This window comes from Acidimicrobiales bacterium (assembly GCA_035630295.1).
GTDB lineage: Bacteria > Actinomycetota > Acidimicrobiia > Acidimicrobiales > Iamiaceae > Iamia.
Genome location: DASQKY010000020.1, coordinates 56,656 through 74,662, shown reverse-complemented (window position 1 = coordinate 74,662; position 18,007 = coordinate 56,656). Strand labels below are relative to the sequence as shown.

The window sequence follows — 18,007 nt, the reverse complement described above, 5'->3', positions numbered from 1 at the left end:
CCGTGGACGCCGCCTCCCTGCCCACCGACGACCCGGTCGCGCCCCGCCCCCCCGGGGGGCCCGCGCCGTCGGTCACGGTGGTCATCGCCACCCGGGACCGGCCCGCGCTCCTGCGCCGGGCCGTCGAGTCGGTCCTGGCCCAGCGCTACCCCGGGGACGTGCACGTGATCGCCGTGTTCGACCAGTCCGACCCCGAGGCCGACCTGGCCCACGACGGGGTCGGCGCCGGCGGGGCGGCCCGCCGGGTGCGGGTCCGGGCCAACGAGCGCACGCCGGGCCTGGCCGGGGCCCGCAACACCGGGATCACGGCCGCCACCGGCGAGCTGGTCGCCTTCTGCGACGACGACGACCTGTGGCTCCCGGGCAAGCTGGCCGCCCAGGCCGAGCGCCTGGCCGCCGAGCCCGACCTGGAGCTGGTCACCACCGGCGTCCTGGTCGAGGCCCGGGGCAAGGTGTCGACCCGGGTGCTGGAACGGGACCGCATCACCCACGACGAGCTGCTGCGCTCCCGGGTCTCCGAGGCCCACCCCTCGACGTTCCTGTTCCGGCGCTCGGCCCTGGTCGAGGGCATCGGCCTGGTCGACGAGGCCCTGCCCGGCAGCTACGCCGAGGACTACGACGTGCTCCTGCGCGCCGCCCGGCGCCACCCCGTGGGGGTCGTGACCCTGCCCCTGGCCAAGGTGTTCTGGCACCGCTCCTCGTTCTTCGCCGAGCGGTGGCAGACCATCGTCGACGCCCTCGACCACATCCTGGCCGCCCACCCCGAGCTGGCCACCGAGCCCCGCGGCCTGGCCCGCATCGAGGGCCAGCAGGCCTTCGCCCGGGCCTCCATGCACGACCGCCGGGGGGCGTGGCGGACCGCCCGCCGGGCCCTGGCCCACAACCGCCGCGAGCCCCGGGCCTGGCTGGCCCTGGCCGTGGCCTCGGGGGCGGTGCGCTCGGAGTGGGTGCTGCGAGCCCTGCAGGCCACCGGGCGAGGGATCTGATGGCCCGGGTCGCCCCGCTGCCGGCCTTCGCCGGCCCCGCCCTCCGGGCCCCCGCGGCTCGCCCGGCGCTGGGGCTGCGGCGGCTGCCGGCCCACTGGCCCCTGACCCTGTGCATCGGCGGCTTCCCCGTCTGGTGGGCGCTGGGGGCGGCGCCCTTCGCCTGGTCGATCTTCGCCGTGCCCCTGGCCTTCCGGCTGATCACCCGCCGGCGCCCCATCCGGGTGCCCCTGGGCTTCGGCACCTGGCTGCTGTGGCTGGGCTTCGTGCTGCTGTCGTTCTTCGCCCTCGACACCGGCGACCTGCCGTACGCCTACCTGTTCCGGCTGGTCAACGTGGTGTCGTGCACCGTGTGGTTCCTGGCCCTGGCCGGCGCCACCGAGGACGAGATCCCCTCGGCCCACGTGGTGCGCCTGCTGGCCGGCTTCTGGCTGGTGACGGTGGCCGGCGGGTGGCTGGGCACCCTGCTCCCCACCGGCGAGCTGCCCAGCCTCACCGAGCGGCTGCTACCGGAGTCGGTCAGCACCAACGAGTTCTTCCAGGTGCTGGTGCGTCCCTCCTTCGCCCAGGTCCACGACATCCTGGGCTACCCGCTGGGGCGACCCAAGGCGCCTTTCGTCTACACCAACGACTGGGGCTCGGCCTACGCCCTGCTGCTGCCGTTCTTCTTCCTGTCCTGGCTCCAGTCCCCCGACCTGCGCCGCCGCTCGTGGGCCTACCTGCTCCTGTGCGCCTCCCTGGTGCCGGTGTTCATCTCGCTCAACCGGGGCCTGTGGCTGAGCCTGGGCGTGGCCATGGTCTACGCCGCCAGCCGTTCCGGCGACGTGGCCCGGCTGGCCCGCCGGGCCCTGGTGACCCTGCTCACGCTGGGCCTGCTGGTCATCGTCTTCACCCCGGTGGGCGCGGTGGTCGAGAGCCGGGCCGAGAACGACCACAGCTCGTCGGGCCGCCTGCTCCTCTACGAGGAGGCGGTGCGCATCACGACCCAGAGCCCCATCATCGGCCTGGGCGGGCCCCGGCCCTACGAGGGCGATCGCGTCATCCCCTTCGTGGGCACGCAGGGCACGCTGTGGATGGTGCTGGTCAGCACCGGCTTCGTGGGCCTCGGCCTGTTCCTGGCCGCCTGGCTGCGCTTCATCTGGGAGACCCGGGCCGGGCCCCCGGTCACCTTCTGGTGCCACGTGGCGCTCATCATCGGGTTGGTGCAGACCCTGGTCTACGACCTGATCCCGTCGTCGCTGCACCTGGTGCTCATCGCCGCCGCCCTGGGGTTCCGGGCCGCCCGGCCGACCACCGCCGCGCCCTCCCCCGCACCGGCCGGGGCCCGGCCGTGACCGCCACCCTGCGCACCGACGCCGCCGCCCTCGAGGCCGTGGCCCGGATGCTGGGCCCCGTCGCGCCCGCCGGGCCGGCCCGCTCCTACGTCGTGCTGCCCCGCCGGGACCGCCCCCGCTACGCGCTGCCCACCTCGGGTCGCCACGCCGGCGGCACCGTGCTCCGCCCCGGCACCGGCCGGGGGGCCGCAGCCACCCGCCTGGCGCTCGTCACCGCCCTGCGCCTGGGGGCCGGGCGCCTGGTGCCCGGAGCCCTGCGGGTGGCGGACGGGACCGACGGCGACCCCAGCCTGCGCCGCCACCTGGCCGCGGTGCTGGGGCACGACGGCGTCGACCTGGCCGTGGCCCTGGGCGCCCCCCGCCCCAACCGCAAGCCGGTCATCCAGGTGATCGACGGGGACGGCACCACCCGGGCGTGGGTGAAGGTGGGTGTCGACGCCCACACCGACGACCTGGTGGGCCACGAGGCCGACACCCTCCTCCGGCACCAGCCGGCGCCACCGGTGGTGGCGCCCACGGTGCTGGCCACCGGTGACTGGCACGGGCACCGGTTCCTGGCCCTGGCCCCCCTGGACATGACCGAGACCGGGGGCGACCTGGACATCGGCGCCGCTGCGGCCCGGGCCGTGGCCGGTGCCGCCACCTCCGAGCCGGTGCTGGACGGGGCCTGGTGGAAGGGCCTGGTGGCCGCGGCCGACGACCCCGCCGTCGACCCCGAGGGCCGGCTGGCCGACGTGCTCGCCCGCCTGGCCCCGGCCCTGGCCGGACGGACCTGGCCGTTCGGGGCCTGGCACGGCGACCTGGCCCCCTGGAACGCCACCTGGGAGGGCGACCGCCTCCTGGTCTGGGACTGGGAGCGGGCCACGGAGCCGGTGCCCCTGGGCCTGGACCTGGTCCACAACCGGCTCATGGTGGCCATGCTGCGCGAGGGCGCCGGCCTGGCCCCGGCCGTGGCCGCGGTGCGGGCCCGCGAGGACGGCACCCTGGTCGAGTTGGGCTACGCCGCCGAGGAGGTCCCGCTGGTGGTGGCCGCCTACCTGGCCACGCTGCGGGCCCGCTACGCGGCCGACGCCCGCTTCGGCCCCCTGGGCGCCGCCGGCCCGCTGGCCTCGGCCATCGACGACGACCGCACCCTGGGTGGGACGGTGGCACCATGAAGCAGCAGGACGAGCGGGGCGACGGGCGCCGCCGCGACCGCCACGGGCTCACCGAGGCCCAGCGCTACCGGGCCTTCCTGGCCACCCTCCGGGCCGCCCAGTGGGCAGCCCGGCCGACGGCCCGCTGGCGGGTGACGCCCGACTTCCTGATCGTGGGTGCCCAGCGGGCCGGCACCACCACCCTCTACCGGCTGCTGCGCGACCACCCCGCCGTCCGCTTCCCGCGCCTGACCAAGGGCGTCCACTGGTTCGACGTCGAGTACCACCGGCGGCCCGAGTGGTACCGGTCGAACTTCGCCCTCCAGCGCACCGTCGACGGCCAGGCCGCGGCGGCCGGCGAGCCGGTGCGGGTGGGCGAGGCCGCGCCCTACTACGGCTTCCACCCCTTCGCCCCGGGGCGCATCGCCGAGCAGCTCCCGGACGTGCGGCTGGTGATGGTCCTGCGCGACCCGGTGACCCGGGCCTGGTCGCAGTTCCACCACGAGCGGGCCCGGGGCTGGGAGCCGCTGGCCGACTTCGAGGCCGCCCTGGAGGCCGAGCCCGGCCGCCTGGAGGGCGCCGAGGTGACCCTGGCCCGGCGGCCCGGGCACCACCTGGCCCACCAGCACAACTCGTACGTGGCCCGGGGCCGGTACCGCGAGCAGGTCGAGCGCCTGTGGGCCGCGGTGGGCCGGGACCGGGTGCTGGTGCTCTACACCGACGACCTGGAGCAGGACCCCGGGTCCACCGTCGACCGCCTGCACGACTTCCTGGGCCTCAGCCGCCGGCCGGTCACCCCCGGGCGCTGGAACCCCCGCAGCCAGGGCGACATCCCGGCCGCCGCCGTCGAGCGCATCCGGGCCGCCAGCGCCGAGTCCGACGCCTGGCTCCGGGCCGAGATGCCCACCCCGCCCCCGTGGACGGCGACGTGAGCCCCCCGCCGCCGGCCGCCACCGCGGCGCGCCCCGCGGGCCGGCCGCCCGGCACCCCGGGCGCGGGGGCCGAGAGCGGTGCCCTCGGCCGGTCGAGCCTCATCAACCTGGCCGGCTTCGCCGTCTTCGGCCTGTGCAACTTCCTGCTGATCGTGGTGGTGACCCGCCATCTGGGGGCCCGGGGCGCCGGCGTGCTCCTCACCGCCATGGCCGTCTTCAACATCACCGCCCGCTCGGCCATGGCCGGCACCGACCTGGCCCTGGTCCGCTTCATCAGCCGCTTCCGGGCCCGGGGCCGCCACTCCGAGGTCCGCACCCTCTACCGCATCGCCCTGGGGCCGGTGCTGGTGATCTCGGGGACGGCCGGGCTGGCCGTCTTCCTGCTGGCCGGGCCGCTGGGGCGCCTCCTGGCCGACGAGGGCTCGGCCGGCGACCTCACCCGCTACCTCCAGGTCCTGGCCCCGTTCATCCCCGTGGCCACCGCCTACCAGGTCGTCGAAGGGGCCAGCCGGGGCTTCGGCACCATGGTGCCCGGCGTGGTGGTCGAGCGGCTGGCCCGGTCGGGGGCCCTGCCGGTGGTCATGGTGGCGGTGCTGGCCGCCGGTGGCGGGGTCACGGCCGTGGCCCTGGCCTGGGCCGGCCCCTTCGTGGTGGCCCTGGTGCCCATGGCCCTGTGGAGCACGGCCCTGCTGCGCCGCACCGAGCGCCACGCCGTCGACCGACTGGACCGGGGCACCCCGGAGCCCGCGGCCGAGGCCACCGCCGAGGCCGAGCTGGCCCAGCTGACCGCCGATCGGGCCGGCGGACCCGGCGGCCCGCCCGACCCCGGAGGGGGCGACGGAGCGGCCCCGGGCCCCCTGCCGGTCGCCGCCCTGCGTCGCCGCTTCTGGGGCTTCGCCCTCCCCCGCTCCCTGGCCGGCGTGTTCGTCCTGGCCATCACCTGGGTCGACGCCCTGATCCTGGGGGCCCTGGAGGGCAGCGAAGCGGTGGGCGTCTACGCCGCGGCCACCCGCTGGCTCATCGCCGGCAACATCGCCGGCAACGCCGTCACCACCGCCTTCGGGCCCCAGATCTCGGCCGTGCTGGCCACCGAGGGCCCGGCCGGCGCCCGCCGGCTGTTCCAGGGGGCGACGGCCTGGTTCGTCCTGCTGGCCTGGCCGGCGTACTTCACGGCCATGGCCTTCGCCCCCCTGCTGGTCCGGGCCTTCGGCCCGGGCTTCGACGACGGCGCCGCCGTCATCGCCATCACCGGCACCGGGTTCCTCCTGGCCGCGGCGGCCGGTCCCGTCGACATGCTCCTGCTGATGGCCGGGCGCAGCCGCCTCAGCCTGCTCAACACCGCGATGGCGCTGGCCGTCAACGTGGGCGCCAACCTGGCCCTCATCCCGCCCTTCGGCATCCGGGGCGCGGCTTTGGCCTGGGCCCTGAGCCTGGTGGTGGCCAACGGCCTGCCCCTGGCCCAGATGGTGCGGCTGCTCGGCATCCAGCCCCTCGGCCCCCGCACCGTGCGGGCCCTGGTGGTGGCGGCCGCGGCCGGTGCCGGCCTGGGGGCGGCCCGCCTCACCCTGGGGGCCACGCTCCCCGGCCTGGTGGCCGGCCTCGCCCTCGGGGGCGCGGCGCTGGCCGTCGGCGTGTGGTCGAGCCCCGACCGCATGGGCGTGTCCGACATCCTCCGGAGGACCCCGTGACCGTGATCGCAGCTTTCGTCGTCGCCTCCCAAGGAGGGTCCCGCCATGGCCGTTGAGCCGTCCTCGGTCGAGCTCGGTGACTACCTGGGGGTGATCCGCCGCCGCTACCTCGTGGTCGGGGCCGCGGTGTTGGCCTGCCTGCTGATCGGGGCGGGTTACGGCCTGACCCGGCCGGCGGTGTACCGGTCGACGGCGCGCGTCGCCCTGCCGGCCGAGGAGGGGGCGACCACCCCGCAGATCCAGGCGGCCGACGTCCAGACCGAGATCGCCGTGGTCCAGTCCGAGCTGGTGGCCCGACGGGCGGCCGAGGCCCTGCCCGGCGACGACGACACCCGGTCCCTGCTCCAGCGGGTCAGCGCCGCCGCGCCCACCGAGGCCCGGGTCATCGACGTGTCGTTCCGGGCCTCGGACCCGGGCGCGGCCCAACGGGGGGCCCAGGCCTTCGCCGAGGCCTACACCGCCCAGAAGCGATCCGAGCAGCAGGCCGCCATCGAGCAGCGGGCCGGCACCTACCAGGCCCGCATCGAGAGCGTGCGGGAGGGCATCACCGCCCAGGAGGAGATCCGGGCCGCGGCGGAGGAGGGCAGCGAGGAGTTCCGCCGGGCCGACAACGCCATCGACCAGCAGCAGAACACGCTCAGCGACCTGACCACCGAGCTCACCGGTGTCCAGAGCGAGGTGGTCGACGGGGGCACCATCATCACCCCGGCCCGCCGACCCCTGGACGAGGCGCCGCGGGGCCTGGCCCGGACGCTGGCCGCGGCCCTGGCCGGAGGGCTCCTCCTGGGGCTGGGCCTGGCCTTCGTCCTCGACCGGCTCGACACCAGGGTCCGGGGGGCGGCCGACCTGCAGCGCACCCTGGGGGTCGACGCCCTGGGCAGCATCCCGGTGTTCCCGGAGCGCTACCGCCACCGGGGCACGGCCCTGGTCACCGTCCACGCCCCCAGCGGGCCCGAGGCCGACGCCTTCCGTCGGCTGCGCACCTCCGTGCTGCTCTCCAGCCGGGCCGGCCAGGTGCGGACCCTGGCCATCACCAGCGCGGTGGCCGACGAGGGCAAGACCACCGTGGCCGCCAACCTGGCCGTGGCCATGGCCCAGGGCGGGCGCAAGGTGCTGCTGATCTCGGCCGACCTGCGGCGGGGCGGGGTCGACGAGCTGTTCGACCTGCCGGTCGCCCCGGGCTTCTCCGACCTGCTGGTCGGCCAGGCCACCGTCGACGAGGTGGAGCGCCGGGTGGGCGACCTGGTCGTCATCACCAGGGGCTCGCCGGTCGAGAACCCGACCGACCTGCTGGGCTCGGCCACCACGGCCCGGGTCCTGGAGGAGCTGGCCCAGGGCTTCGACCACGTCATCGTGGACACCCCGCCGGTGCTGGCCGTGGCCGACGTGCTGGTCCTGGCGCCCATGCTGGACGCCACGCTGATGGTGGTGTCCCTGGCCCAGGCCAGCACCGCCCAGGTGACCGAGGCGGGCAGCGAGCTGGCCCTGGCCGGGGCCAAGGTGGTGGGCGCGGCGTTGAACAACGACGCCGACAGCAGCCGGCGCTCGGCCAGCGCCTCGGCCTACGGGCTCCGGGTGTAGGGGACGGTCGGGCAGCCAGGCTCGACCGGCCCCCGATCCGAACCCGCTCAGTGGCAGGGATGATGCTGCTCGTGGTCGACGGACGCGGACCGTGGTCGCCGCCCAAACCTCCTGATCGGGGCGCCACAGCCGATGAGAACAGGGAAGATCCCCTTCGCAACGTGCCGAGCGCCCCAATAACGACTACTCTGTGTGGCTGACAGCGAGTGAGGGGAGAGCAGGACCCGTGACCGTCACCCAAGCAGCCCCCGACGTACTGGCCGTGTCCGCCCGGACGCGAGCGACCCCGGCCGAGCCCCGGCCGCCCCGGGTCGACCCCAAGCTGGTGCTGGGGGCCGCCGACCTGGCCACGGTGCTGGCGGCCGTGGCCCTGAGCACGCTGGGCACCGACCTGGCCCGCCCGGGAGAGACGGGGCGCTCCGACCTGGAGCTCCTGCTCGTGGCCGTGGCCACCCTCCCGCTGTGGCTGGCCATCCTGTCCGGCCAGCGGCTCTACAACATCCGCTTCATCGGGCGCCGCATCGACGAGATCCGCCGGGTGCTCAACGCCACCTTCCTGGGATCCATGGGCGTGGTCCTGGCCGCCTACTTCGGCGGGGTGGAGGTGCCCCGCTCGCGGGTGGTGGTGCTCTTCGTGGTGGTGACGGTGCTCATGTCGATCGAGCGGGAGGTGGCCCGGCGGGCCTTCGGCGCCATGCGGGCCCGCGGCCGCCTGATCCGCAACGTGGTCATCGCCGGGGCCAACCCCGAGGGCCGCGAGCTGGCGGCCATGCTCCGCACCGACACCTGGCTCGGGTACCGGGTGCTGGGCTTCGTCGACGACACCAGCACCGACCCCGAGCCGGTGCCCGGCGTCCCGCTGCTGGGCACGGTGGCCGACGCGGCCGAGATCCTCCGCTCCCGGCCCCGGGCCTCGGTCATCGTCGCCGCCTCGGCCATCGAGAGCACCACCACCAACCGATTGGCCCGCGACCTGCTCGACCGGGGGGTCCACGTCGAGCTGTCCTCCACCCTGCGCGACATCGCCTCGCAGCGCCTGGTGGTCCGACCCCTGGGCCGCTTCCCGGTGGTGTACGTCGAGCCGGTCCAGCGCGGGGGGTGGCGCCGCCTGGCCAAGCGCTCCTTCGACGTGGCCCTGGCCCTGACCACGCTGGTGGCCACCAGCCCCCTCATCGCCGCGGCCATGGTGGCCATCCGCCTCGACTCCCCGGGGCCGATGCTGTTCCGCCAGGTGCGGGTGGGGCGCAACGGGCGGCCGTTCCAGGTGCTGAAGCTGCGGACCATGGTGGCCGACGCCGAGGCCCGGCGGGCCGAGCTGCTGGCCGCCAACGAGGCCGACGGACCGCTGTTCAAGATGCGGGACGACCCCCGGGTCACCCGAGTGGGCCGGTTCCTGCGCCGCTCCTCCATCGACGAGCTGCCCCAGCTCTGGAACGTGGTGCGGGGCGAGATGAGCATGGTCGGGCCCCGGCCCGCCCTGCCGCACGAGACCGAGGCCTGGGACCCCCTGCTGACCCAGCGCCTGCGGGTCACGCCCGGCATCACCGGCATGTGGCAGGTCAACGGGCGCAGCGAGTCCAGCTTCGAGGACTACACCCGCCTCGACCTCTACTACGTGGACAACTGGTCGCTGCTCATCGACCTGGCCATCCTGGCCAAGACCCTCCCCGTGGTGCTCTTCCGCCGCGGCGCCCAGTAAGGCGGCCGATCGGGCGGCCCCGGCCGCCGTCAAGCGTCGAGGACCACCAGGTCGTGGTCGGCCCGGTTGAGGGCCAGGGGCCCGGCCTCGGTGGCCACCACGATGTCCTCCAGGCGCAGGCCCCAGGCCCCGGCGGTGTAGATGCCGGGCTCCACCGAGAAGGCGTGGCCGACCTCCAGGGGGGCGGCGTTGCCGGCCACGATGTAGGGGTCCTCGTGCTCCTCGACCCCGATGCCGTGGCCGGTGCGGTGGATGAAGCGGTCGCCGTAGCCATCTGCGGTGAGAGGGGCCCGGGCTGCGGCGTCGACGTCCTCGCAGCTGGTGCCCACGACGGCGGCGGCCACCGACGAGGCCTGGGCCCGCTGCAGGACGGCGTAGGCCTCGGCCACCTCGGCCGGCGGGGGGCCGAGCGCGACGCACCGGGTGATGTCGGAGCAGTAGCCCGCCCCCGAGTCGGTGGGCCAGGTGCCCCCGAAGTCGCACAGCACCACCTGGCCGGGCTCGATCACCCTGGGCCCCGGTTCGTGGTGGGGGCTGGCGGCGTGGGGCCCGGCGGCCACGATGGCGAAGTTGACCCGCTGGTGGCCCTCGTCGAGCAGGCGGCGCCCGATGTCGGCCGAGACCTCGGCCTCGGTCCGGCCCACCAGCGGGACCTCCCCGGCCTGGAGCTGGGCCGCCACCCGGTCGGCGGCCTCGGCCGCGGCTCGCAGGGCGGCCACCTCGCCGGGGTCCTTACGGGCCCGGAGGGGCCCGGTCACCGTCGACGCCAGGGCCCACGCGGCCCGGGGCAGGGCGGCCTGGAGGTCGACCAGGAAGCGGGCCCAGGTGCGGTCGCCGACCGCCACCGAGGCCGCCGGGCCGGTCAGCCGGGCCACCAGGGCCACCGGGTCCTCGGCCTCCTCCCAGGGGGCCACCGTGAACACGTCGGGCCGCTCCACCACCCGCGGCGCCTCCAGCCGGGGCACCACCAGCGTGGCCCCCGCGTCCCGGGGCACGACCAGCATGGTGAGGCGTTCCAGGGGCATGGCCTGGTAGCCGGTGAGCCATGGCAGGTCGGGCCCCACCGACAGCAGCAGCACGTCGACACCCCGGGCGGCCATGGCGGCCCGCACCCGCTCCATCCGCTGCCCGTGCACCGCCCCAGGCTATGGCGCCCTCGGTGGACCCCCGGTCAACCGGCCAGCCGGGCCAGGGTGGCGATGGCGACCATGACCATCAGGGTGGCCAGGTGCCACCGCCGCATCTCGGCGCTGATCTCCCTCTGGAAGGCGCTGAACCGCTCACCCATCCGCTGCTCGAGATCGGCGAAGCGCACGTCCACGGCGGCGAAGCCCACCTCCATCCGCTGCTCGAGGCGGGCGAAGCGGTCGTTCGTCGTCATGGCGAGATCGGCGATCTTCTGGTCGAGGCTGGCGCCCTGATCGGTGATCCTCTGGCCGAGGGTCGCCCCCTGATCAGTGATCCTCTGCCCGAGGGTCGCGCCCTGATCAGTGATCCTCTGCCCGAGGGTCGCGCCCTGATCGGTGATCTTCTGGTCCAAGGTGGCGAACGAGACCGCCATCACCGCACCCTGATCGGTGATGCGCTGGTGGAGGACGGCCAGCTCGGCCCGCAGGTGGTCGCGGGTGACGGGCTCGTCGAGGTCCCGGGCCGGGAAGTGGGAGAGCATCTCGCCCACGGCCTCCTCGTCGTCGATGACGGCCTGCAGGCCTCGGTACAGGGTGGAGCGGCTTCGCTCGCTGAGGACATGGGTCCTCCCGGTCGGAAGGTGGGCGTCAGCGGGGGAAGCTGCGACGACCCTACCGACGGGCCCCGGCGCCGTCGAGGGTCACCCCGGCAGCGGGTGACGACTCACCCCAGGGCGGGGAGGCCGTCGATGCTGGCGGCGTTCTTCTGGGCCCGGTACGCCTCCAGGGCCTCGGGGCCCTTGCCATCGGCCCACTCGGTGAGGACGTCCCGGGGCCCGACCAGGTCCATGAGCGGCACGCTGTAGCCGCACGAGGTGCTGACCCGGTCCACGGCCAGGGTGATGACGCTGCGGGCCCCCGTCCGGGCCGGGAAGCGTGCGATCAACTCGTCCCACCGGTCCTCACCCGGCAGGACGATGCGGCCCCGGCCGTAGAGGCGGACGATCGTCGGCGACGGGCCGAAGGAGCAGAACATGACGGTCAGGCGGCCGTTCTCGCGGAGGTGGGCGATGGTCTCGGCCCCGCTGCCGGTCAGGTCGAGGTAGGCCACCTCGCGGGGCGATACGACCCGGAAGGTGTCGTCGCCCTTGGGCGACACGTTGACGTGCCCGTCGGCGGCCAGCGGCGCGGTGGCCACGAAGTAGACCGGCTGGTCCACCATCCACTGGCCCAGGTGGTCGGGAACGGCGTCGTAGGTGCGGCCCATGGACCCCAGCCTGCCCGCCGCCGGCCCCGGGGGCGAGCCGCCGAGCAGGAGTCCGTGAACCGCGGGAGAACAAGCCTGTGGATGGTCGCTCCATCGGACCGACGTTGCTAGGGTTTCGCCCGTCGCAGGACTGCTCCTCAGTCTCGAGCCCAGGGAGGAAAAGGTCGAACACGCTGCCTCGAAGCCACCGGCGATCGGTGGCCGTCGAGACCGACGACCCATCGTCATGAGCACGGCCGAGGTCATCAGCTCCCCCAGCACCGACCCCGCCTCGGCCCGGTCGGAAGGCGACCCGGCGCGCCCGGGCGCGGGCTCCCTCGCCCCGGGCTCGGCCCGGGCCGTCACGGCCACGAAGCGGGCCCTCGATGTGGTGGTGGCCTCCGTCCTGCTGGTGGCGACGGCCCCCGTCGTCCTCGTCCTCTTCATCCTCGTCCGCTTGGACGGAGGGCCGGCCTTCTTCAAGCAGCGGAGGGTGGGCCAGGGCGGCCGGGTGATCGAGATCAGCAAGTTCCGCAGCATGGCCGTCGACGCCGAGACGCGGCTCCACGCCGATCCCGAGCTCTACGCCAAGTACCTGGTCAACGGGTTCAAGCTGCCGGCCGACGAGGACCCCCGGCTGAGCCAGTGGGGCCGCTTCCTGCGGTCGTCCAGCCTGGACGAGCTCCCCCAGCTCATCAGCGTCCTGAAGGGTGACATGAGCATGGTCGGCCCTCGCCCGATCGTGGAGGCCGAGCTGGTCGAGTACGCCTCCCGCCAGGCCCAGGAGGCCTACCTCTCGGCCCGTCCCGGGTTGACCGGGTTGTGGCAGGTGAGCGGGCGCAGCAGCCTCAACTACCAGCAGCGGGTCGAGCTCGACCTCGCCTACCTGGCCCGTCCGAGCGTCGGCGCCGACCTCTGGATCCTCGTCAAGACCGCCCTCGTGGTCCTCCGCCGCGTCGGCGCCCACTGATCCTGCCGCCCGCCCCGGCGTGAAGCTCCTCCTGCACGACTTCGCGGGCCACCCCTTCCCGGCCCACCTGGCCCGGGCCCTGGCCCGCCGGGGCATCGAGGTCGACCACGCCTTCTGCGCCGGGGTGGCCAGCGGCCGGGGGGACCTCGCCCGCCGGGCCGGCGACCCCGGGTCGCTCCGGTTCACCGCCCTGAGCGAGCAGCCCTTCGAGCGCTACGCCCCCCTCCGGCGACTGGCCAGCGAGCTCCGCTACGGGAGCCGGCTGGCCCGCCACGTCGTCCGGAGCCGGCCCGACGCCGTCCTCTCCGGGAACACCCCCCTCCTGGCCCAGATGCTGCTGTGGGCGGCGGCCGGCCACGTGGGGGCCCGGCGGGCCTACTGGGTCCAGGACTTCCTGGGCCGGGGCACCCGGGATGTGCTCTCGGCGCGCTCACGCCTCCTCGGCGCCACCCTGGGCGCGGCCCTCGAGGGCCTCGAGACGCGGCTGCTGCGCCGGTCGGACGCCGCGGTGGTCATCAGCGACGACTTCGTCTCCGAGCTGGAGCGGCGCTCGGTCGACGTCCCCGTCACCGTGATCGAGAACTGGGCCCCCCTGGACGAGATCCCGGTCGAGCCCAAGGACAACGCCTGGGCCCGGTCCCACGGCCTCCAGCAGCGACCGGTCGCCCTCTACTCGGGCACCCTCGGCCTCAAGCACGACCCCGACCACCTCCTGGCCGTGGCCCGGGCCCTCCGGGGCACCGACGCCGCCCTGGTCGTCGTGACCGAGGGCCGGGGGCGCCAGCACCTGGAGGCGGCCCGGGCCCGGGAGGACCTGGAGGGCACCCTGGTGCTCCTCGACTACGTCGACTACGAGACCTTCCCGCAACTCCTGGGGGCGGCCGACGTCTGCCTGGTCCTGCTGGAGGCCGGCGCCGGCACCTTCAGCGTCCCGTCCAAGGTCCTGGCCTACCTGGCCGCCGGGCGCCCCATCGCCGCCGCCGTCCCCGGCGCCAACCTGGCCGCCCGCATCATCGAACGGGCCGGCGCCGGGACGGTCACCGAGCCGGGCGACCACCAGGCCTTCGTGGACAGCGTGGCCACGCTGCTCCAGGACGGCGAGCGCCGGGCGGCCGGGGGTCGCTCGGCCCGCGCCTACGCCGAGGCCACCTTCGACATCGAGGTCATCTCGGCCCGCGTGGCCGAGGTCCTCGCCGCAGGCCCCCCGGCCCCCCTCTCCGAGTTGGAAGCACCCCATGGCACCATTTGACACACTCACCCTGCCCCTCGACGTCGGGCCGGCCCTGGCCTCCTCCGGCGGGCGCTCCGGGCCGGTGGTCACCTACCACCCCCACGTGGCGCTGTGGGAGGGCCTCGACGGCCTGCTGACGGACCTGATCACTCGGTCCGGGGCCGTCGACATCGCCGAGCTGGGCGGGGGGGCGAACCCGTCCATCGACGTCGTCACGGCCGCCGGACGGGCCGACACCTTCACGGTGGTCGACATCTCCCCGGCCGAGCTGGACAAGAGCGGGGTCGAGGTCCGCACCGTCCAGGCCGACCTGGCGCAGCCCGGGCTGGACCTGGGCGGGTCGTTCGACCTGGTCTTCTCCCGGATGCTGGCCGAACACGTCCCCTCCGGTCGCGCCTTCCACGAGAACTGCTTCGCCAGCCTGCGGCCTGGCGGGCTGGCCGTGCACTTCTCGCCGGTCGTGTCGAGCCTCCCCTTCCTGGCCAACCGGCTCCTCCCGGACGGGCTCTCGGACAAGATCGTGCTGTCCATCTGGCCCGAGCGGTCCGGGGAGGGCCAGCACGGCAAGTTCCCCGCCCCCTACAGCTGGTGCGCGGGGCCGACGGAGAGGCACCTGGCCCGCTTCCGCTCGGTCGGCTTCGAGCCCGTGGCCTTCTTCGTCGGCTTCGGCCACGGCTACTACGAGAAGGTCCCGCCCCTGCGCCTGGCCGAACGGGCCAAGACCCGCTTCCTCCTCCGGCACCCGAAGCCGGGGCTGGCCAGCTACGTCATCAGCGTCCTGCGCCGCCCCGAGGCGGACGAAGGCTGATGGGGGGGCCGGTCGCCACCGCCACGGCGAAGCTCCTGGCCCGCGGGCACCAGGCGGCCAAGGCGCTCGACGCGGCCCGCTCGGCCCTCGGTCGGCGAGCCCTGCGCCACGGGGTCGCCCCTGCCCGGGAGCACCGGGCCATGCTGGCCGACCTCCAGCCCCGTCACGTCCTGGACGTCGGGGCGAACCGGGGCCAGTTCGCGCTGGAGGTGTGCCGCTCCGCGCCGGCCGCGGCGGTGCTCTCCTTCGAGCCCCTGCCGGCGGCCTCGGCCACCTTCCGGGCCATCTTCGCCGAGATCGCCTCGGTCGAGTTGCGCACCGTCGCCTTGGGGTCCGCGACCGGGCCCGCCGTCCTCCACGTGGCCGAGGCGGACGACAGCTCCTCCCTGCTCGCCATCTCCGAGCTGCAGAGCACGACCTTCCCCGGCACCCACGAGGCCGAGACCCTCGACATCACGACCTCGACCCTCGACGCCGAGGTGGAGGGGTACCCCCTGACCGAGCCGGCCCTGCTCAAGCTCGACGTCCAGGGCGCCGAGCTCGAGGTGATCCGGGGGGCGCGGGCGACCCTCGACCAGGTGACGTGGGTCTACGTGGAGTGCTCGTTCCAGGCCTTCTACACCGGCCAGCCATTGGCCCACGAGATCGTGGCCGAGCTCCGAGAGCACGGCCTGGCGCTCACCGGGATCGGCCCGGCGACCCGCATCGGGGGGCGGGTGGTCCAGGCCGACCTGCTGTTCTCCCGGCCCCCGCCTCCCTGACCCACCGCACGCCTGCTAGCTGTGGCCCCGCGGCGGCGATCGTCGGAGCTCCGTAGGGCCTCACACAGGGCCCCCGCGGGCTTCGATGGCCAACTCGGAGTGCCGACCTCCACGGTGCTCTCGGGACGACTGCAGGTTGCCACGGGGCAGCGAGCGTGATCCGGGACGGATCGAGTCGAGTGGAAGCCCGACACCTCCTGCTGCGGCAAGTGAAGCGAGGGCGAGGGCCAGCCAGACGTACCGATCCCAGAGCTGGTTCGACACGAGGGACGCGGCCAGGTACCCGGCGTACCCGGACCAGAGGCCGACGCTCAGCACGCTGTGAGGGTGCCGCAAGCTTCGGACCGTCGTGGCGACCAGCACCACGAAGGCCATAAGTCCGAAGATCCCGGCCACCTGCCAGAGTTGCAAGGGGACCGAGTGGCCGGCTCGAGCCGACGAGAAACCAGCTCCCAGGATCGGGCTGTCGCCGATCGTCTCCCACGTCGAGCTGAGCGCATCGGCCCGTTCGACGTCGCTAGCCGAGGCGCCGCCGCCTCCGGCCAAGCGGCTGAGAACGTTCGCGTCGGTGAGCGTGATGACGCCCGTGGCCAGCACCACGAACAGTGCGGTCGCTCCTCCTCCGAGAGCGATCGCCAGATGCCTGCGTCGAGTCACGATGGTCGCCGCACCGACCACGACGACGACTCCGATGACCCCGGCACGGGAACCGGTCATGAACACGATGACCAGGTGGCACAGCGCGAGGCATTGCCCGATGGATCGTGCGCGGCCCTGGCTCGTCGTCAAGACCAGCCCGAGGGTCATGCCTAGCGCCAGGACGTTGACCATGGCCAGGTGGTTCGGGTGATGTGACAAGCCGTACAAGCGACTGCCCAGCACCGAGTAGCCCAGCAGGATGCCGACCAAGCCGCTCGTCGTGGAGCCTAGAGCGAAGGCCCAGCACAGACGCCGGATCTGGTCGGGGGCCAAATCTTGAAGACCGAAGCATACGATGACCGATCCGACTCCTGCACCGAAGCTCACGAGCTCGCCACTGCCACCTCCGTGGAGCAGCGATCCGAGAACACCTCCGGCGACGACGAGGACGAGGGCCCGAGTGACGCTTCTCAACGGTCGGAAGTGCAACGGGTAGCGTCGGATCAAGACGGCGGTCGAGGCCAGGCCAATCGCACTGAGAAGTAGGGCATCCCCGATCGAGACGGAAGGGGCAACCCGCAGGGAGATCATCGGCATGAAGAAGGCCGAGGCTCCCGTTGCCGCGAACGCGACCGTTTGAAGGCCGTACCTCGCTATGGCGACCGCGACCCAGACGCCGGACGTCAGCACTGCCAACAAGACGAAGATGCTCGTCATCGCCGGCGCAGGGTCGCGACGAACCCGTCCCGGCACGACTGGTCCGCTCGCTTCACACGCGACCGAAGCGTGTCCAGCTTCGTCATCGGGGCTCCTTCGAACGAGGAACCCGGATCGTAGAGCGGCCATCGCCGCAACGCCCCACCGTCCCCGACGACCCCCGTACCATCAGGCGCGTCGACGACCTCCGAGCCGTACGACCAGCCGGGGCGACGAGCGGGAGGCCTCTCGGCGCCACCGACGCGGGTCGGTCACGTCCCGGCGATGACCGCGGAGACCCCACGGCCCACGAGGGCGAGCACCTCGTCCAGGCAGGCCGGGCTCACGGCGAAGACGTCGGCCTGGAGGCGTCGAAAGTCCGCCGTCCCGTCAGGCCGGAGGAGGTGGTACCCGTGGCCGGTCAGGATCTCCCCGGCGCGCCCCCGCGGCTCGCCCATGTGGTCGAGCGACAGCCGGTTCCACTCGAGCTGGACGACATCGATCCGGTGCTCGCGCAGCAACTCCTCGGCCCCCTCCAGCACCAGACGCTCGAAGCCCTCGACGTCGACCTTGACGCCCCGGACGTGGGTCCGCCCGGCCAACGCGACGTCGAGCGTGGTGGCCTCTTGGGCATCATCGCCAGCGCCGACCGCGATGTGGTTCATGGCGTCCAGGCCCCTGGTCATCCGGGCCCGGCCCACCGTGGCCGACACGATCTGCGGTCGGATGTCGATGTCGAACCCGTTCAATCGGGCGTTCGCTCGGAGCCGGGCCCGGGCCCCGGCATCAGGCTCGAAGGCGACGACCTCGGCCCCCAACTCGGCGGCCCACATCGAGTAGCTGCCGACGTTCGCGCCGACATCGACGAACAGATCCCCGGGTCCGAGGAGCCGTTCCCACAACCCGATCTCGGCGTGGTCGTGCGGGTTGGCGTACACCACGAGCGAGGAGCCGCGCTCCCGAAGATGGGCGACCAACCGCGAACGCCGGCCGACCGGGACGACGGTGGGGCGCCGCAGGAGACGGCCCCGAGCCTGGAAGGCCATGGCCTGGCAGAGCTGGCGAACCCGTCGGCCCCGGTTGGAGGGGTGGGTCCAGATCCAACGAACGACCTCGACGGCCAACCGTAGGGAGGACACCAGAGGGAACCTAGTGGCTCGCCCTCCGGCCCCACTG

Annotated in this window: 16 protein-coding genes; 11 read left to right on the top strand and 5 right to left on the bottom strand. The window is 74.3% G+C overall.

Going from position 1 to position 18,007, the window contains the following annotated elements; genetic code table 11:
• Positions 1–2: 2 nt before the first annotated feature.
• From VEW93_05065 to VEW93_05035, 7 genes are all read left to right on the top strand, one after another.
• Positions 3–986 (top strand): glycosyltransferase family A protein, encoded by a 984-nt coding sequence (locus VEW93_05065; protein HYI61156.1) that lies wholly within the window; start codon positions 3–5, stop codon positions 984–986.
• A complete protein-coding gene (locus VEW93_05060) occupies positions 986–2,317 on the top strand; it encodes a hypothetical protein (protein ID HYI61155.1) in 1,332 nt (443 codons plus the stop codon). Before VEW93_05065 ends, VEW93_05060 begins: the two co-directional genes overlap by 1 nt.
• Complete coding sequence (locus VEW93_05055; GenBank protein ID HYI61154.1) at positions 2,314–3,474, top strand: hypothetical protein; 1,161 nt, start codon at positions 2,314–2,316, stop codon at positions 3,472–3,474. Before VEW93_05060 ends, VEW93_05055 begins: the two co-directional genes overlap by 4 nt.
• Positions 3,471–4,385, top strand: a complete 915-nt coding sequence (locus VEW93_05050; protein HYI61153.1) for a sulfotransferase — start codon at positions 3,471–3,473, stop codon at positions 4,383–4,385. Before VEW93_05055 ends, VEW93_05050 begins: the two co-directional genes overlap by 4 nt.
• Complete coding sequence (locus VEW93_05045) at positions 4,370–6,073, top strand: polysaccharide biosynthesis C-terminal domain-containing protein (GenBank protein ID HYI61152.1); 1,704 nt, start codon at positions 4,370–4,372, stop codon at positions 6,071–6,073. Before VEW93_05050 ends, VEW93_05045 begins: the two co-directional genes overlap by 16 nt.
• Positions 6,074–6,118: 45 nt before the next feature.
• The gene (locus tag VEW93_05040; GenBank protein ID HYI61151.1) at positions 6,119–7,654 is read left to right on the top strand and encodes a polysaccharide biosynthesis tyrosine autokinase; all 1,536 of its coding nucleotides are present in this window, start codon (positions 6,119–6,121) and stop codon (positions 7,652–7,654) included.
• Between the two features lie 226 nt (positions 7,655–7,880).
• A complete protein-coding gene (locus tag VEW93_05035; GenBank protein ID HYI61150.1) occupies positions 7,881–9,353 on the top strand; it encodes a sugar transferase in 1,473 nt (490 codons plus the stop codon).
• A gap of 29 nt (positions 9,354–9,382) precedes the next feature.
• Here VEW93_05035 and VEW93_05030 read toward each other — a convergent pair whose 3' ends face one another.
• From VEW93_05030 to VEW93_05020, 3 genes are all read right to left on the bottom strand, one after another.
• Entirely contained in the window at positions 9,383–10,489 is a 1,107-nt protein-coding gene (locus VEW93_05030; GenBank protein HYI61149.1) for a Xaa-Pro peptidase family protein, read from the bottom strand.
• Positions 10,490–10,524: 35 nt separating this feature from the next.
• Positions 10,525–11,031 (bottom strand): hypothetical protein, encoded by a 507-nt coding sequence (locus VEW93_05025; protein ID HYI61148.1) that lies wholly within the window; start codon positions 11,029–11,031, stop codon positions 10,525–10,527.
• 173 nt (positions 11,032–11,204) lie between these two features.
• Positions 11,205–11,747 carry a pyridoxamine 5'-phosphate oxidase family protein gene (locus VEW93_05020; GenBank protein HYI61147.1) on the bottom strand — a complete coding sequence of 181 codons (543 nt, stop codon included), beginning with the start codon at positions 11,745–11,747 and terminating at the stop codon, positions 11,205–11,207.
• A 226-nt stretch (positions 11,748–11,973) separates the two neighbouring features.
• Here VEW93_05020 and VEW93_05015 point away from each other — a divergent pair, with 226 nt between their 5' ends.
• The 4 genes from VEW93_05015 to VEW93_05000 are packed head-to-tail and all read left to right on the top strand — an operon-like array spanning position 11,974 to position 15,496.
• On the top strand, positions 11,974–12,696 hold the full coding sequence (locus tag VEW93_05015) for a sugar transferase (protein ID HYI61146.1): 723 nt from the start codon (positions 11,974–11,976) through the stop codon (positions 12,694–12,696).
• Between the two features lie 19 nt (positions 12,697–12,715).
• Complete coding sequence (locus tag VEW93_05010; protein ID HYI61145.1) at positions 12,716–13,945, top strand: glycosyltransferase family 4 protein; 1,230 nt, start codon at positions 12,716–12,718, stop codon at positions 13,943–13,945.
• Positions 13,932–14,735, top strand: a complete 804-nt coding sequence (locus tag VEW93_05005; GenBank protein HYI61144.1) for a methyltransferase domain-containing protein — start codon at positions 13,932–13,934, stop codon at positions 14,733–14,735. Before VEW93_05010 ends, VEW93_05005 begins: the two co-directional genes overlap by 14 nt.
• Positions 14,735–15,496 (top strand): FkbM family methyltransferase, encoded by a 762-nt coding sequence (locus VEW93_05000; protein ID HYI61143.1) that lies wholly within the window; start codon positions 14,735–14,737, stop codon positions 15,494–15,496. The genes VEW93_05005 and VEW93_05000 overlap by 1 nt, the downstream gene beginning before the upstream one ends.
• A gap of 60 nt (positions 15,497–15,556) precedes the next feature.
• On the opposite strand, the gene VEW93_04995 is transcribed toward VEW93_05000, so the two are convergent.
• Entirely contained in the window at positions 15,557–16,852 is a 1,296-nt protein-coding gene (locus VEW93_04995; GenBank protein ID HYI61142.1) for an O-antigen ligase family protein, read from the bottom strand.
• A 251-nt stretch (positions 16,853–17,103) separates the two neighbouring features.
• Positions 17,104–17,970, bottom strand: a complete 867-nt coding sequence (locus VEW93_04990) for an FkbM family methyltransferase (protein HYI61141.1) — start codon at positions 17,968–17,970, stop codon at positions 17,104–17,106.
• Between the last annotated feature and the right edge of the window lie 37 nt (positions 17,971–18,007).